This is a genomic window from Pseudomonas sp. JDS28PS106, assembly GCF_036706555.1.
Taxonomy (GTDB): Bacteria; Pseudomonadota; Gammaproteobacteria; order Pseudomonadales; family Pseudomonadaceae; genus Aquipseudomonas.
The window spans coordinates 97,679-111,365 of record NZ_JBAJGT010000015.1 but is presented as its reverse complement, the minus strand read 5'-3'; the positions used below and the strand labels follow the sequence as shown (position 1 = coordinate 111,365).

Below are 13,687 nucleotides of genomic sequence, written 5' to 3'. Positions count from 1 at the left end.
GCGCCACCTGCAGACACTTCAGGCTGATCTACGTCAGCACCACCTGCGCATCCCCGAGCTGCTGGATTTTCAGGACAAGCACTACAGCCGCCTGATCCACAACGAAATGCGCGCCTTCCTGGACGCCGACCTGTCCCTGGAGCACTGGCAACCCCGCGCCGAAGCCTGGTCCGGACGCCTGCTCACCGGCGCCGCCACAGGCATCACCTGGGGCGTGGTCATGATCAACTTCATCAGCACCGCCTTTCTCATGGCAGACCTGACCCGCGACGGCGACTTCGGACCGCAGGACATGATCAAGGTCAGTTATGGGCTGGCGTATACGGGCAGTTTGTTGATGGGGATTTATGTGGCGGCGCCCTGGGCGGTGATCAAGTCGGCGGGGTCGGCAATGGTCCAAGCGGAAGCCGTCGGTATCCTGGAGCGCTCGGCCTCTTATTGGGCTGCACAGGGAAACAAGGTCTGGGCAGATGCGGTGCGAAGTTTCAGAGTGGGATTGCTTGCTATGGGAATCCTGGGTCTGGCGGGGGCCGCGCTTGAGCTGATTGATATCTATCAAGACCATAAAAGTGCTAACACCGCGCAAGAGAAGACCTTGCTGGTACTTAAAGCTGTTGCGGTAGGCGCAATGGGTGCAGGCGCCGCTTTGAATATTGGAGCTGTGATATTCCCCAAAGCGCTGGCTGCCTTCGCCATGAGCGGGATTATGGCTGGGTTTCTATTGGTCGCCGGCCTCGCGTATCTCTTCATCACCATGCTGCTTAATTACTTGAAGCAGGACAGTGTGGGGATGTGGCTGAAAAAGTGTTGCTGGTCACGCTCTCATGACAACCTATTTCCTGAAACCCTGGCAGGGATAGCTGAAGAAAGGAATCGTCTGACTGAAATAATGCTTAGCCCCAAAATTCTGGTGAAACGGACTTCGTCGACCCAGATGGAATGGACAGGTCGAAACGGCTACCACCCCGTGGAAAAACAAACGGGTGCCTGGGTACAGATCCAGCTCCCCGGCCATTTGCGCGGCCAGTCGATAGACTTCTTTGCCATCAGCAGCGAGCGGACATGGCCCATGATGGAGGTTCGCAAAAGCGAACGGTCCATCATGGAACCGTTCATAACCACAGGCTTTTTTGAAGGCGTCGCGTCTTTCGGGTCAATCACCACTCAAACGCCCTCTAAAGACAACTCTTTATGTTTTCCGCCGGTACCTCCAGGAGGGGAAGACATCGTGTGGCGCACCTGGGTGCCGCTTCCACCTGAAGCCGACTTCATTGAACTGCAGATCTGGTACCCAAAACATATCGTTGCACCAAGCAAACAAGACGTGGGCTACCTGTATCAAATCGAGTTGAATAGCCAAGGGGAAACCGCCGTGGAGGGGCTATTGCCCTTGGAACTTGAGGTGAAATCCCAACCGAGAGAAAGAGCACTGAAATTGGAAATACCGGAATGAGTTCAAACTATTCAGGCGTCAAATATATTAAACTTTCCGATCACTACAAACAGTTGTTTTCCGACTATCACTCCAGATCAAAAAATCCTGAACTCAAAATGCAGTGGTCTACCACCCGCGTCTCCGGATCACCCCGAGACGCATTGCTTTACCGATATTTCGCAGCGAGCGTCGCGCTGGCAATTTGGGGGTTTATGACGTTTCTTTGGGGAATAGAGGGAAATGAGGGTTTCATCCTTACCAACGCTTTGGTTTTAGGAACTATTTGCGGTTCCGCCGCTGCCGCGAGAGAAACAAAGGTGATTTACCGGTATCGAGTGTTCAACACCCATGCACGTCTCGCCTATTGCCTGAAGATCCCCAGGCACGCTGGCACGTTCTGTAAAGGCTTTGCGGTTTTCGGCCTCTGCTGCGCTTTTATCATCGGAATCATCAGCGGATCGTTTCTGATTTTCGCGGGGCCCGGCGGGGTAGCAATTTTCGCAGCCTTGAGATTGCTGAACATGAAAGTCCCGAGAAAGCGTCGGTGGAGCGCCCCTTGGGACGAGTACAACTTCGTCACCGTCGACCGCAAACGCCGCTTTGTCATTACCCATATCGATGACGATACATTGGGCTTCGAAGCCCGCCTCCCAAACGATGAACTGATGGAACAGTACCTGACGTTCTTACGCAGCGTACTGCCACCCACCGCGCAATTCACGGAGAAGAAGTGGAATCTCTCGCTGATTTGATCCGGGGGAAATCAAAAATACTCGCCCAACCCAGGCGGCGGGGAGCGCAGCTCGCGAGGTAGAGACGCGAGCTGCAAAGTCGCTGCCAGCGCGCTTATTGCGCCTTGGCCGCTGCCGACTTGATCAGTTCCTGGAGTGAACCGTCAGCCATCATTTCGGTGATGATGTCGCTGCCGCCTACCAGTTCACCGGCCACCCAAAGTTGCGGGAAGGTCGGCCAGTTGGCGTACTTGGGCAGGTTGGCGCGGATTTCAGGGTTCTGCAGGATGTCGACGTAAGCGAATTTCTCGCCGCACTGCATCAATGCCTGGGACGCCTTGGCCGAAAAGCCGCACTGCGGGGCATTCGGAGCGCCTTTCATGTAAAGCAGAATGGTGTTGTTGGCAATCTGCTCTTTGATCGTTTCGATGATATCCATGGAGCACCTCGGCTGAACTTTCCGACGCATTCGTCGGCACGGTGGCGCATTGTAACGGAATACGCTTCGCTACGCTCAGTCCCGAGCAGATACCGCCTCGACCCTCACGGGGACTCCATTGAGCACAGCGTTGCCCGACACAGCATCAAGCTCGTGCTCGTCAGTGAGATCATTGGCGCTGACGCCCGGCTGCGTTTGCGCGATACCCAGGCGCACGCCCGCGCGGCCATGTCCCCAACCGTGGGGCAGACTGACCACCCCCGGCATCAGGTCCGCGCTGCCCAGCACCTGCACGAGCACCTCGCCCACGCGCGAGCGCACATTGACCCACTGACCATCGATCAGGCCGCGCGCCGCCATGTCCTGAGGCTCCATGAGCAACTGATGCCGCGGCTTCCCTTTGACCAGACGATGATAGTTGTGCATCCAGGAATTATTGCTGCGCACGTGACGCCGGCCGATCAGCAGAAGCTCGTCGCCGGCTGGCTTTGGCATCGCCGTGATGCGCGCGAGATCCGCAAGGATCACTTCGGGTGCGGCCTGCACGCAGCCGTCCGCCGCCTTCAATCTGCCAGCAAGGCTCGCCTGCAACGGCCCGAGGTCCAGACCATGAGGATGGCGATTCAGAGTCGCCAGACTCAGATCGTGCGCCGTGCCTTCCCCGTAACGCCCGCGGCGCAAACCCATGTCGATCATCTGTGCCGGGGGCAGCGTCGGCTTCAGCTCCTTGCCGGTACGCGCCGCAAAGGCTTTGGCCAGGCCGACGAATATTTCCCAGTCATGCAGCGCGCCTTCCGGCTTGGGTAAGATTGCCCGGTTGAAGCGGGTGATGTTGCGCACTGCCAGGGCGTTGAAGGTCGTGTCGTAGTGATCGTTCTCCAATGCGGTGGTGGACGGCAGGATCAGATCGGCATGGCGCGTAGTCTCGTTGATGTACAGATCGACGCTCACCATGAAATCCAGCCCCTGCAGAGCCTGCTCCAGCCGGGCGCCGTTGGGCGTGGACAACACCGGGTTACCGGCCACGGTGACCAGCGCCCGTATCTGCCCTTCCCCCGGCGTGAGCATTTCCTCCGCCAGAGCGGCGACGGGAAGCTCGCCACCGTACTCGGGCAGCCCCGATACACGGCTCTGCCAGCGGTTGAAATGCCCGCTCGACAGCGTGGCCGTCAGATCCAGCGCCGGCTCGGTGCACAAGCTCCCGCCGGCCCGGTCAAGATTGCCGGTCACCAGATTGATCAGTTGCACCAGCCAATGGCAAAGCGTGCCGAAGCGTTGCGTCGAGACGCCCATGCGCCCGTAGCACACCGCCTTGTCGGCCGCCGCGAAATCCCGCGCCAGTTGACGTATCCGGGTTGCGGTTACGCCGCAGTATTCAGCCATGATTTCGGCGGTCAGTGGAGCCACGGCCGCCCTGACGCGTTCCAGCCCGTTGACCGGCAGGTGCGAGCCCCGCGCCAGGCGTTCTTCGAACAGGGTGTTGAGAAGACCGGCCAACAACGCCGCATCGCCGCCGGGACGCACGAACACATGTTCGTTCGCGATGGCTGCGGTTTCGCTGCGTCGCGGATCGACCACTACGATTTTGCCGCCTCTGGCCTGGATTGCCTTGAGCCGTTTCTCGACGTCGGGAACCGTCATGATGCTGCCATTGGAGGCCAGAGGATTGCCCCCCAGAATCAGCATGAAGTCGGTGTGATCAATGTCCGGAATCGGCAGCAGCATGCCGTGGCCGTACATCAGGTAGCTGGTCAGGTGCTGCGGCAGCTGATCAACCGAAGTGGCGGAATACCGGTTGCGCGTCTTCAACTGACTCAGGAAATAGTTGCTGTGGGTCATCAGCCCGTAGTTGTGCACGCTGGGGTTGCCCTGATAGACCGCAACCGCGTCTTGCCCGTACCGCTGCTGGATGGAATGGAGCTTTTCGGCGATCAGTTCGAAAGCGTCCTGCCAGGCGATCGCCTGCCACTGTGACCCCACACGCCGCATCGGGCTTCGCAACCGGTCCGGATCGCCCTGGATGTCCTGCAGCGCAACGGCCTTCGGGCAAATGTGCCCACGACTGAAGGGATCCTGAGGATCACCCTTGATCGAAACGATCCGCAAGCCGTCGTCGGGTGCTACGACAGTGTCTATGGTCAGGCCGCAGATGGCCTCGCACAGATGACACGCGCGGTAATGGTGGGTCGTGGACATTGCAGTCTTGACTCCGGTCGGGGCAATCACGGGGATTGCGGAGTCAAGACTATGGTTCGGCGCGATAAGCGGCGCCAGAGACGTTCGTCACGTGAATCGAGGGGCATCACACGGGCGGATCGAGCGATTTGCCCAATCGACGCTGAGGATTCAGCCAGTGATGGAACGCACGACCTTTGGCTGCAACTGAATCTCGGTGACCGTTTCGATTTCTTCCTGGGCCATGTCCACCCCGGTCAGGTCGCCGATCAGACGCCAGTGCTCGTCAAGCCCGGAACTGATGGTCGCCATGCGGTCGATCATGCGCCGACCGGCAGAGCGTGTGACTTCATCCTCGCTACGCAACAGCTCGAACGACATCGAGGTGATCGACGCAGTGAGATGCGTAAGCGTGCGGGCGGTCAGCCCGAGCAGCTCCGTTAACTGACGTTCTTTAGAATCCATTCGCACAGCCCTCGGTCAATGAGTAATACCTGTCCCGCTTTTATAACCCATGACCATCGGGAAAGCGATGGTCAATGTGCCATCAACGTGCGCTGTTTCGCATCATCCGATGAACTGTTGCACGCCAGGCACTAATTGCCAACGGTGGCGGGGGCAGTGTACAAATGTTCGCTTCGGTTCGCCGGGCAATAGAATGTGACCTGCCCTGGGAGAGCCGATACGCTTCGCACCGACCGGAATCACAAGCCTTTCGAGCTAGTGCCCCCTCCAGCGCAGTATCTGTGCAAACAAGCATGTATTGGTAGGACGCGACATTTTTTTATACTATCGCGCCTTCCCTATTCGTCGCTCCGTGCGGCTTTCGCCGCAGGTCAAGCCCGTTTCCGGATAAAAAACGGCTTTCAGAACCTGTGGTCTGTTGCAGAAAAGGTAGTTAATCATGAACGCCAGGCACTTTCTCTCGATGATGGATTACACCCCGGACGAACTGCTGGGCTTGATCCGTCGTGGCGTAGAGCTCAAAGACCTGCGAAATCGCGGCGTGCTGTTTGAACCCTTGAAGAACCGGGTGCTGGGGATGATCTTTGAAAAATCATCGACACGTACCCGACTTTCTTTCGAAGCCGGCATGATCCATCTGGGCGGCCAAGCGATTTTCCTGTCGCATCGCGATACTCAACTGGGCCGTGGCGAGCCGATTTCCGACAGCGCGAAAGTGATGTCGCGCATGCTCGACGCGGTCATGATCAGAACCTACGCCCACGCCAATCTCATCGAGTTTGCCGCCAATTCCCGCGTCCCGGTCATCAACGGCCTGTCGGACGATTTGCATCCGTGCCAACTGCTGGCCGACATGCAGACTTATCTCGAACACCGAGGCTCGATCAAAGGCAAGACCGTGGCCTGGATCGGCGATGGCAACAACATGTGCAACAGCTATATAGAAGCGGCGATCCAGTTCGACTTCCAGTTGCGCGTCGCCTGCCCGCTGGGTTACGAACCGAATCCGGAATTCATGGCCCTGGCCGGTGACCGCGTGACCGTCGTGCGCGATCCCAAGGCAGCGGTCGCCGGCGCGCATCTGGTCAGCACTGACGTCTGGACTTCGATGGGCCAGGAAGACGAAACCGCCAAGCGCATGGCGTTGTTCGCGCCCTTCCAGGTGACTCGCGCCCTGCTCGATCTGGCTGCCGAGGACGTATTGTTCATGCATTGCCTGCCCGCTCACCGTGGCGAAGAAATCAGCGCGGACGTGCTGGACGACCCTCGCTCGGTCGCCTGGGATCAGGCCGAGAACCGACTGCATGCACAGAAAGCGCTGCTGGAATTTCTCGTTGCGCCCAGCACGCCGGCATGACCCAGTCGTTGTTGCTCAACCTGCGTAATCTGGCCTGCGGCTATCAGGACCAGCGCGTGGTGCAGGATCTGAATCTGCACCTCAATGCAGGCGACATCGGTTGCCTGCTGGGTTCGTCAGGCTGCGGCAAGACCACCACGCTGCGCGCCATTGCCGGTTTCGAGCCGGTGCATGAAGGCGATATCACCCTGGCCGGGGAAGTCATTTCCCGCCCCGGCTATACGCTCGCACCGGAAAAACGCCGGATCGGCATGGTGTTCCAGGACTACGCACTCTTCCCTCATCTCACGGTTGCCGAGAACATCGGCTTCGGCATTCGCCAGCATCCGCGGCTGCGCCAGGTCATCGACGAGCTTCTGGAGCTGGTCAACCTCGGCGCGCTGGGTCAGCGTTATCCTCATGAGCTGTCAGGCGGGCAGCAACAGCGCGTAGCGCTTGCCCGGGCGCTGGCTCCGGAGCCCCGTCTTTTGCTGCTCGACGAGCCGTTCTCCAACCTCGACGGCGAACTGCGCCGACGCCTGAGCCATGAGGTTCGTGCCATTCTCAAGGCACGCGGCACCAGCGCCATCCTGGTTACTCACGATCAGGAAGAAGCCTTCGCGGTCAGTGACCACGTGGGGGTATTCAAAGAGGGTCGGCTGGAGCAGTGGGACACGCCCTACAACCTCTATCACGAACCGCTGACTCCGTTCGTGGCCAGCTTCGTCGGTCAGGGGTATTTCATACGCGGCCAGATGCTGGATCATGAATCGGTACAGACCGAGGTGGGCGTGCTGCGAGGCAACCGAGCCTATCCAGGCGTTCAAGGAAGTCCGGTGGACGTGCTGCTGCGTCCCGACGACATCGTGCATGCCCCGGACAGCGACCTGAAAGCACGGGTGCTGGGCCGCACGTTCCAGGGCGCGGCGACCCTCTACCGTCTCCAGCTTGCGACCGGCACCGAGCTGGAAGCCATCTTGCCCAGCCATGCCGATCATATGGCGGGAGAAGAAGTGGGGATTCGCGTGGCGGCTGACCACCTGGTGCTGTTTCCGGCTGCGGGCAGTGTCGCGGCGCATAATGTTTGACTGCCGCTTTATCCGCGATGAACCTTTCGCTCATGCGCGTCCAATCGGGGCGAAAGCTGCGTTGGTATGTTCCGCCAATACTGACGCCGCCAGTTCCACTTCCAGCCCTCTTCTGCCGGCACTGACGAACACGGTTTGGAACGGTCGCGCGGTTTCGTCGATGAAGGTGCGCAGGCGCTTCTTCTGCCCCAGCGGGCTGATGCCGCCCAGCAGGTAGCCGGTCGAACGCTGCGCGGCGGCAGGATCGGCCATTTCTACCTTCTTCACGCCCGCAGCTTGCGCCAAGGCCTTGAGATCCAGGGTGCCTGCCACAGGAACTACCGCCACCAGCAGCTCCCCCTTTTCCGACGCCGCCAGCAATGTCTTGAATACCCGGTCAGCCTGCAAGCCAAGCTTTTCAACAGCCTCAAGGCCGTACGAGGCGGCTTTGGGATCATGTTCATAACTGTGAACACGGTGTCCGGCGCGGGCTTTTTTCAGCAGGTCCAGTGCAGGTGTCATGGCAGGTCTCGAGTAACGAAGCGGCCGCTACTTTACGCGATGCCGGTGTGAGATGTCCGACTCCTGTCGGCTATGGATACGGGGCGGTCGCCTGGGGAAAAGAAGTTTTCTTACACAACATCCGAGACGGGTTGCGCCGATATGGTCAGAATATGCCTCGCCGTTCAGTTTCGACCTTTGACAGGTTTGTTTCATGTCTATATTTTTTCGTTTACGAAGATCAGGCTGAAACAAAGCCTTTCAGCGACAGTCTTACAATCGCTCGGGAATGGGGTTTTCCCGATGCGGACAACGAGCGCCAGTCATGCAGCCGGTGCCGAAAAAAAAAGAAATACAAAAATCGAGGTCTTCATGAGTATTGCAGTACGACAACCGACGCTGGGCGGCCAATGCCTGGCTGAGTTTCTGGGCACGGCCCTGATGATTTTCTTCGGTACCGGATGCGTTGCGGCGCTCAAGGTCGCGGGTGCCTCGTTCGGTCTCTGGGAGATCAGCATCATCTGGGGCATGGCGGTCAGCATGGGCATTTATCTCAGTGCCGGCGTTTCGGGAGCCCATCTCAATCCTGCCGTGAGTATTGCCCTGAGCCTGTTTTCCGGCTTCGAAAAGAGAAAACTTCCGTTCTACATGGCTTCCCAGGTCGCCGGCGCCTTCTGCGGCGCAGGCCTTGTGTACGTCCTCTACATCAGCCTGTTTTTCGAGTTCGAACATGCGCACCAGATGATCCGCGGCAGTGTCGAAAGCCTGGAACTGGCGGCTGTGTTCTCGACCTATCCTAATCCTGCGATCACAGTGGGCCAGGCGTTCCTGGTGGAAGTGGTCATCACGACCATTCTGATGGCGGTCATCATGGCTCTGGGCGACGACAAGAACGGTCTGCCACGCGGCGCGCTCGCGCCCTTGCTGATCGGTCTGCTGGTGGCGGTCATCGGCAGCGCCATGGGGCCGCTGACGGGCTTCGCGATGAATCCGGCCCGTGATTTCGGGCCAAAATTGATGACGTTCATGGCCGGCTGGGGCGAAATCGCCTTTACCGGCGGCCGTGACATACCTTATTTCCTGGTGCCGGTCATTGCTCCGGTACTGGGCGCATGCCTAGGCGCGGCGGGCTATCGCATCCTGCTCGCCAAGCACCTGCCACATGCCGCTGCGGCGGTTGAAAATGAAGACAGCGCCGAGGTTACCCGCGGCAAAGTTTCGGCTTCATCCTGAATCCACCCTTTTCGAGCAAGGCAATCGACATGACAGACACTCAGAACAAGAACTACATCATTGCCCTTGACCAGGGCACCACCAGTTCGCGAGCCATCATTTTCGACCGCGACGCCAATGTTGTCAGCACGGCGCAGAGTGAGTTCGTCCAGCATTACCCGCAGGCTGGCTGGGTCGAACATGATCCGATGGAGATCTTCGCCACCCAGACCGCGTGCATGACCAAGGCGCTGGCCCAGGCAGACCTGCACCACAACCAGATCGCCGCCATTGGCATTACCAACCAGCGCGAAACCACGGTCATCTGGGAGCGGGAAACCGGCCGCCCGATCTACAACGCCATCGTCTGGCAGTGCCGTCGTAGTACCGAGATTTGTCAGCAGCTCAAGCGCGACGGTCACGAGCAGTACATCAAGGACACCACCGGTCTGGTCATCGACCCGTATTTCTCCGGCTCCAAAGTCAAGTGGATCCTCGACAATGTCGAAGGCAGCCGGGAGCGCGCCCGCAAAGGCGAACTGATGTTTGGCACCATCGATACCTGGCTGATCTGGAAATTCACCGGCGGCAAGGTCCATGTGACCGACTACACCAACGCCTCGCGCACCATGCTGTTCAACATCCACACCCTGGAATGGGATCAGCGCATGTTGGACATCCTCGATGTCCCACGTGAACTCCTGCCAGAAGTGAAAGCCTCATCCGAGGTGTACGGCCACAGCAAGAGCGGCATTCCAATTGCCGGCATCGCCGGGGACCAGCAGGCGGCGTTGTTCGGCCAGATGTGCGTGGAGCCAGGCCAGGCGAAGAACACCTACGGCACCGGTTGCTTCCTGCTGATGAACACCGGCAAGAAAGCCGTCACTTCCGCGCACGGCATGCTGACCACCATCGGCTGCGGGCCTCGCGGCGAAGTTGCCTACGCTCTGGAAGGCGCGGTTTTCAACGGTGGTTCCACCGTCCAGTGGCTTCGCGACGAACTGAAAATTGTCAATGACGCCCTGGACACCGAATACTTTGCCACCAAGGTCAAGAACAGCAATGGTGTGTACCTGGTGCCGGCGTTCACTGGTCTGGGCGCGCCCTACTGGGACCCCTACGCCCGTGGCGCGCTGTTCGGCCTGACCCGTGGCGTGAAAGTCGACCACATCATCCGCGCCGCGCTGGAATCCATCGCCTACCAGACCCGCGACGTACTGGACGCCATGCAGCAGGACTCCGGCGAACGGCTCAAATCGCTGCGGGTGGACGGTGGCGCGGTCGCCAACAACTTCCTCATGCAGTTCCAGGCCGACATCCTGGGTACTCACGTGGAGCGGCCGCAGATGCGCGAAACCACAGCACTGGGCGCGGCTTACCTGGCCGGTCTGGCGATCGGTTTCTGGAGCAGCCTGGACGAACTGCGTGACAAGGCAGTGATCGAGCGGGTGTTCGAACCGCAGTGCGGCGACGTCGAGAAAGAAAAGCTCTACGCCGGCTGGCAGCGCGCGGTGGAACGCACCCGGGATTGGGAGCCTCACGAAAACGACCAGTGATTCAGGAACGGGCAGGCGCAGGATTCGGGCTGACAGCCAACGGGTCCTGCGGCATCATGGGTGCCCTTTGCAGAGGGTCCCCAAGGAAAGACAATGAACCTGCCTCCCCGCCAACAACAGATCCTCGAACTGGTCCGTGACCGTGGTTACGTCAGCATCGAGGAAATGGCGACGCTGTTCGTCGTGACCCCCCAGACGATTCGCCGCGATATCAACCAGCTTGCGGAAATGAATCTGCTGCGTCGCTACCACGGCGGCGCCGCCTACGACTCCAGCATCGAGAACACGGCCTACGCCATGCGTGCCGACCAGATGCGCGACGAAAAGCAGCGCATCGCCGAAGCGGTGGCCGCGCAGATTCCGGATCAGGCTTCGCTGTTCATCAATATCGGCACCACGACCGAGTCCATCGCCCGCGCCCTGCTCAATCACAACAATCTCAAGATCATCACCAACAACCTGCATGTCGCTTCGATCCTGAGCACCAAGGACGATTTCGAAGTGCTGCTGGCAGGCGGTGTGGTCAGGCGCGATGGTGGCGTCATCGGTCAGGCGAGCGTGGATTTCATCACCCAGTTCAAGGTCGACTTCGCGCTGGTAGGCATCAGCGGCATCGACGAAGACGGCAGCCTGCTGGACTTCGATTATCAGGAAATCCGCGTTTCCCAGGCGATCATCGCCAATGCTCGCCAAGTGATACTGGCTGCGGACTCCAGCAAATTCGGCCGTAACGCCATGGTGCGTCTCGGACCTATCACGCTGATCGACTGTCTGGTCACCGACCAGGCGCCGGTCCCTGCCCTGCAGAACCTGCTGGCTCAGAACAAGATTCGGCTGGAAGTGGTGTAAAGCCGCGCGCTCCCCGTAGGACCCAGCTTGCTGGCGATGGAAGATACCTCGCTTGTTCTGAAACCACGCGTGGGCTGAATGGCTGCCGCTTTGCGGCAGATCGTCGGAATGCCGCCCACAGCGAGCTGGCTCCTACGGCATCTGTGCGGCTGGGACAGCCACTGATCGAAAATGTTCACTTTTGTTGTTTTATCTTTCCTTCATCAGTATTTTCAATCAATGCTGGCTGGCGGGCTGATTTTTATTGGGCTATTATTTTCGGAAATGAACATAAATGTTCGAATTCGCCTTTCGAGCAGGCTCAATCAGTCCAGGAGGCCCACCAGATGCCCCAAGCCAACGTGCCAACGCCACCCCTTTCCGAGGTTTACGACATCGCCGTCATCGGCGGTGGCATCAATGGTGTCGGGATCGCGGCGGATGCATCGGGGCGCGGCCTGTCCGTGTTCCTGTGTGAAAAAGATGACCTGGCCAGCCACACCTCCTCGGCCAGCAGCAAGCTGATCCACGGCGGGCTGCGTTACCTGGAGCATTACGAATTCCGCCTGGTGCGCGAGGCGCTTGCCGAGCGCGAAGTGTTGCTGGCGAAAGCGCCGCACATCGTGAAGCCGATGCGTTTCATCCTCCCGCACCGTCCGCATCTGCGTCCGGCGTGGATGATCCGCGCAGGCATGTTCCTGTATGACAATCTGGGCAAGCGCGAGAAGCTGCCTGCGTCACGGACTGTCAAGTTTGGGGACAACAGCCCGCTCAAACCTGTAATCAAGCAGGGTTTCGAATATTCGGACTGCTGGGTCGACGACGCCCGCCTGGTGGTGCTCAATGCCATGGCGGCTCGCGAGAACGGCGCGCATATTCACACCCGCACCCGCTGCCTGAGCGCACGTCGGGTCAAGGGCATGTGGCATCTGCATATGGAGCGGGCCGATGGCAGTCTGTTTTCAGTGCATGCCAAGGCACTGGTCAACGCAGCTGGCCCCTGGGTTGCCAAGTTCATTCGCGAAGACCTCAAGCTTGATTCGCCCTACGGCATTCGCCTGATTCAGGGCAGCCACCTGATCGTGCCCAAGCTGTATGAAGGCGAAAACGCATTCATCCTGCAGAACGAAGACAAGCGGATCGTGTTCACCATCCCTTATCTGGAACATTTCACCATCATCGGCACTACCGACCGTGAATATCAGGGCGATCCGGCCAAGGTGAAGATCACGGATGGCGAGATGGATTACGTGCTCAAGGTCGCCAATGATCACTTCAAGAAGCAGCTGACACGCGATGATGTACTGCACACCTACTCCGGCGTGCGACCGTTGTGCAACGACGAGTCCGATAATCCGTCTGCAATCACCCGCGACTACACCCTGTCGCTGTCGGGAACCGGCGACGAGGCGCCGATTCTGTCCGTGTTCGGCGGCAAACTGACGACCTACCGTAAGCTGGCCGAATCAGCGATGTCGCAACTGGCACCGTTCTTCAAGCATATGAAGCCAAGCTGGACTGCGATCAAGCCGCTGCCAGGCGGCGAGGACATGACCACGCCTGCGGATCTGGTGGCCGAACTGACCCGCCGTCACGGCTGGTTGCCGCCAGCACTCGCGAAGCGCTGGGCGATCACCTACGGCAACCGCACGCATCGTCTGCTGGACGGGGTGCAGAGCCTGGAAGATATGGGCCAGCCGCTGGGTGGCGGGCTGTACACCCGCGAGGTCGATTACCTGTGCGAGACGGAGTGGGCGACCACTGCCGAGGACATTCTCTGGCGTCGTACCAAGCTGGGTCTGTTCATGACCGCAGACGAACAGGCGGCGTTGCAGACCTATCTGGATACCGTCGTGCGTAACAAGGCGGCGTTTCAGGCGGCTTGATCCGAGGCACCGCAATCGTCATTCGGACGCATCGCCAGCAAGCTGGCTCCTACAGG

Annotated in this window: 11 protein-coding genes and 1 pseudogene; 8 read left to right on the top strand and 4 right to left on the bottom strand. The window is 59.4% G+C overall.

What is annotated here, in order from left to right:
• Both TRP66_RS20450 and TRP66_RS20445 read left to right on the top strand, forming a co-directional pair.
• Nucleotides 1-1,453, top strand: a pseudogene (locus TRP66_RS20450) (hypothetical protein); the annotation flags it as partial.
• Nucleotides 1,450-2,187, top strand: a complete 738-nt coding sequence (locus tag TRP66_RS20445; protein WP_333406525.1) for a hypothetical protein — start codon at nucleotides 1,450-1,452, stop codon at nucleotides 2,185-2,187. The pseudogene TRP66_RS20450 and the gene TRP66_RS20445, both read left to right, overlap by 4 nt.
• A 94-nt stretch (nucleotides 2,188-2,281) precedes the next feature.
• Here TRP66_RS20445 and grxD read toward each other — a convergent pair whose 3' ends face one another.
• The 3 genes from grxD to TRP66_RS20430 all read right to left on the bottom strand — a co-directional run bounded on the left by grxD (nucleotide 2,282) and on the right by TRP66_RS20430 (nucleotide 5,245).
• Entirely contained in the window at nucleotides 2,282-2,605 is a 324-nt protein-coding gene (grxD, locus tag TRP66_RS20440; RefSeq protein ID WP_333406523.1) for a Grx4 family monothiol glutaredoxin, read from the bottom strand.
• Between the two features lie 75 nt (nucleotides 2,606-2,680).
• A complete protein-coding gene (locus TRP66_RS20435; protein ID WP_333406521.1) occupies nucleotides 2,681-4,801 on the bottom strand; it encodes a molybdopterin oxidoreductase family protein in 2,121 nt (706 codons plus the stop codon).
• Between the two features lie 150 nt (nucleotides 4,802-4,951).
• On the bottom strand, nucleotides 4,952-5,245 hold the full coding sequence (locus tag TRP66_RS20430) for a hypothetical protein (protein WP_333406519.1): 294 nt from the start codon (nucleotides 5,243-5,245) through the stop codon (nucleotides 4,952-4,954).
• Between the two features lie 439 nt (nucleotides 5,246-5,684).
• Here TRP66_RS20430 and argF point away from each other — a divergent pair, with 439 nt between their 5' ends.
• Together argF and TRP66_RS20420 are read left to right on the top strand one after the other, a co-directional pair.
• Complete coding sequence (argF, locus tag TRP66_RS20425; RefSeq protein ID WP_333406517.1) at nucleotides 5,685-6,602, top strand: ornithine carbamoyltransferase; 918 nt, start codon at nucleotides 5,685-5,687, stop codon at nucleotides 6,600-6,602.
• On the top strand, nucleotides 6,599-7,669 hold the full coding sequence (locus tag TRP66_RS20420; RefSeq protein ID WP_333406515.1) for an ABC transporter ATP-binding protein: 1,071 nt from the start codon (nucleotides 6,599-6,601) through the stop codon (nucleotides 7,667-7,669). Before argF ends, TRP66_RS20420 begins: the two co-directional genes overlap by 4 nt.
• A gap of 30 nt (nucleotides 7,670-7,699) precedes the next feature.
• Here the strand turns inward: TRP66_RS20420 and ybaK are convergent, their stop codons facing one another.
• A complete protein-coding gene (gene ybaK, locus TRP66_RS20415) occupies nucleotides 7,700-8,170 on the bottom strand; it encodes a Cys-tRNA(Pro) deacylase (RefSeq protein ID WP_333406513.1) in 471 nt (156 codons plus the stop codon).
• A 351-nt stretch (nucleotides 8,171-8,521) separates the two neighbouring features.
• Between ybaK and TRP66_RS20410 the strand changes: the two genes are divergently transcribed.
• From TRP66_RS20410 to glpD, 4 genes are all read left to right on the top strand, one after another.
• Nucleotides 8,522-9,382, top strand: coding sequence for an MIP/aquaporin family protein (locus TRP66_RS20410; protein WP_333406540.1), 861 nt, complete (start codon nucleotides 8,522-8,524; stop codon nucleotides 9,380-9,382).
• A gap of 29 nt (nucleotides 9,383-9,411) precedes the next feature.
• Entirely contained in the window at nucleotides 9,412-10,917 is a 1,506-nt protein-coding gene (gene glpK, locus TRP66_RS20405) for a glycerol kinase GlpK (protein ID WP_333406510.1), read from the top strand.
• Between the two features lie 93 nt (nucleotides 10,918-11,010).
• A complete protein-coding gene (locus TRP66_RS20400; RefSeq protein WP_333406509.1) occupies nucleotides 11,011-11,766 on the top strand; it encodes a DeoR/GlpR family transcriptional regulator in 756 nt (251 codons plus the stop codon).
• A gap of 326 nt (nucleotides 11,767-12,092) precedes the next feature.
• On the top strand, nucleotides 12,093-13,631 hold the full coding sequence (gene glpD, locus TRP66_RS20395; RefSeq protein ID WP_333406507.1) for a glycerol-3-phosphate dehydrogenase: 1,539 nt from the start codon (nucleotides 12,093-12,095) through the stop codon (nucleotides 13,629-13,631).
• The last annotated feature ends 56 nt before the right edge of the window (nucleotides 13,632-13,687 follow it).

Bases quoted from the DNA above. Each gene is read 5' to 3' on its own strand.
- TRP66_RS20445 (WP_333406525.1), top strand. From the start codon at position 1,450: ATGAGTTCAAACTATTCAGGCGTCAAATATATTAAACTTTCCGATCAC.
- grxD (WP_333406523.1), bottom strand. From the start codon at position 2,605: ATGGATATCATCGAAACGATCAAAGAGCAGATTGCCAACAACACCATT.
- TRP66_RS20435 (WP_333406521.1), bottom strand. From the start codon at position 4,801: ATGTCCACGACCCACCATTACCGCGCGTGTCATCTGTGCGAGGCCATC.
- TRP66_RS20430 (WP_333406519.1), bottom strand. From the start codon at position 5,245: ATGGATTCTAAAGAACGTCAGTTAACGGAGCTGCTCGGGCTGACCGCC.
- argF (WP_333406517.1), top strand. From the start codon at position 5,685: ATGAACGCCAGGCACTTTCTCTCGATGATGGATTACACCCCGGACGAA.
- TRP66_RS20420 (WP_333406515.1), top strand. From the start codon at position 6,599: ATGACCCAGTCGTTGTTGCTCAACCTGCGTAATCTGGCCTGCGGCTAT.
- ybaK (WP_333406513.1), bottom strand. From the start codon at position 8,170: ATGACACCTGCACTGGACCTGCTGAAAAAAGCCCGCGCCGGACACCGT.
- TRP66_RS20410 (WP_333406540.1), top strand. From the start codon at position 8,522: ATGAGTATTGCAGTACGACAACCGACGCTGGGCGGCCAATGCCTGGCT.
- glpK (WP_333406510.1), top strand. From the start codon at position 9,412: ATGACAGACACTCAGAACAAGAACTACATCATTGCCCTTGACCAGGGC.
- TRP66_RS20400 (WP_333406509.1), top strand. From the start codon at position 11,011: ATGAACCTGCCTCCCCGCCAACAACAGATCCTCGAACTGGTCCGTGAC.
- glpD (WP_333406507.1), top strand. From the start codon at position 12,093: ATGCCCCAAGCCAACGTGCCAACGCCACCCCTTTCCGAGGTTTACGAC.